2 protein-coding genes are annotated in these 1635 nt (G+C 62.6%); both read right to left on the bottom strand.

What is annotated here, in order from left to right:
- On the bottom strand, positions 1-880 hold an 880-nt coding region (locus tag J5J06_00010), incomplete at its 3' end, for a mechanosensitive ion channel family protein (GenBank protein MCO6435455.1).
- Positions 877-1635 (bottom strand): ATP-binding domain-containing protein (locus tag J5J06_00005; GenBank protein MCO6435454.1); only part of this gene is annotated, 759 nt, incomplete at its 5' end. The genes J5J06_00010 and J5J06_00005, both read right to left, overlap by 4 nt.

Below are 1635 nucleotides of genomic sequence, written 5' to 3'. Positions count from 1 at the left end.
CTTCCAGTGGCCCCGCGAACGGCACCTGCACTTCGCGGTGGTACGGGATTTCGATGCCCTCGGCGTCAAACCGCGCCTTGAGCCGGCGGCGCAGTTCGCCCATCAGGTCCCACTGCCGGAAAACCTTTACGTCGCCAAGGATCTTGATGTCGATGCCGTCGGCGGCGAGCGAGTCCACCCGCAGCACCTTCGGCGCGACGATGATGTCCATCGGGAAGTCCGCCGCGAGCTTTTCGCACTCGTCGTTGATCACCTTCGTAACGTGCTCGATGTCCTCTTCGTAGGCGACGGAAATATTGAGATTGATTCGGCTGAACCCCTGCGTCATGTTCGTCGCGACCGTAATGGCGCTGTTCGGGATGACGTGGACGTGGCCGTTCTGGTCGCGGAGCACCGTCCGGCGCGGCGTGATCTCGATGACCTGCCCGCCAACACCCGCCACGTTAACCACGTCTCCCACGGCGTACTGGCCCTCGACGAGGATGAATATCCCGTTAATCACGTCCTTGATGAGCGTTTGCGCGCCCAGGCCCACGGCGATGCCAACCACGCCGACACCAGCCAACAACGCCGAAACCTGGATATCAAACTGGTCCAGGATGAGTGCCGTGCCAAGCAGCGCAAGGAAGATGGTGAAGAGCCATCCGAGTGTCGAAAGGAGCGTGTTCACGCGCCGCTCGACGAGTTGCTCGTCCTCCGCCCTCGCACGGCCCGCTCGGAGCGCCGCCGATCGGATCACCCGTGAGACCACGCGCGTCACCAGCCAGCGGACAACGATCAGGCCAATGAGAATGCCGACGATGTTGACGCCATTCTCGCCGAGCCAGTCCTGCCACTCTTCAGTCGTGTTCGGGATCAGAAAAAGCGCTGCCAACGTCATGCCGACACCAACTTCGCATAGCTTTGCAGCAGGCGTCGAACTCCTGCGGTCTCGAAATCGACCGTGTACTCGACGTCACCGCCGTTCGTTTGCGAACTGACGATGGTGCCCACACCAAACTTCTGGTGCTTCACCCGGTCGCCCGCCGACCACTGGGCATCGTCCGGGTTTTCCTCGCCCTGGAAGAGCGATGGCGCCGCGGCAGCTTCGGCGTAGGTCCGGCCCGTGCTTCCCCACGGCCGCTTCACATGCGACGGAATATCTGCCAGGAAGCGCGAAGGTGGGTTTGCCGCCGAAGCCCCGAACGAATATCGCCGGAACGAACGCGTTAGATAAAGGCGGTCCATCGCACGTGTGATGCCCACGTAGCAGAGCCGCCGCTCCTCCTCCATCTGCCGCGGGTCGTCGAACGAGCGGATATGCGGCAGAACGCCCTCTTCGAGACCTACCAAAAAAACGACCGGGAATTCCAGCCCCTTCGCCGCATGGAGAGTTATGAGCGTGACGGCCGGCGTGCCCTCGCGCAATTCGTCCACATCCGCCACCAGGGCGACATCCTGCAGGAACGCGCCAAGGTCACCGCCCTCTTCGCCGGCCACATCTTCGTACTCAGCCATCAGTGATCGCAGTTCGAGCACGTTCTCGAAGCGCTCGTCTGCGTCCTCAGGCGATGCCTTCAGATACTCCGCGTACCCGGTGGCCATCAGCACACTATCGAGCAGGTCGGGCAGCGTGCCCTCGCGCTGGCTCTGCAG

It is taken from the genome of Phycisphaerae bacterium (genome assembly GCA_024102815.1).
Taxonomy (GTDB): Bacteria; Planctomycetota; Phycisphaerae; order UBA1845; family UBA1845; genus JAGFJJ01.
The sequence above is the reverse complement of the archived record's forward strand: the minus strand, read 5'-3'. Positions and strand labels throughout refer to the sequence as shown.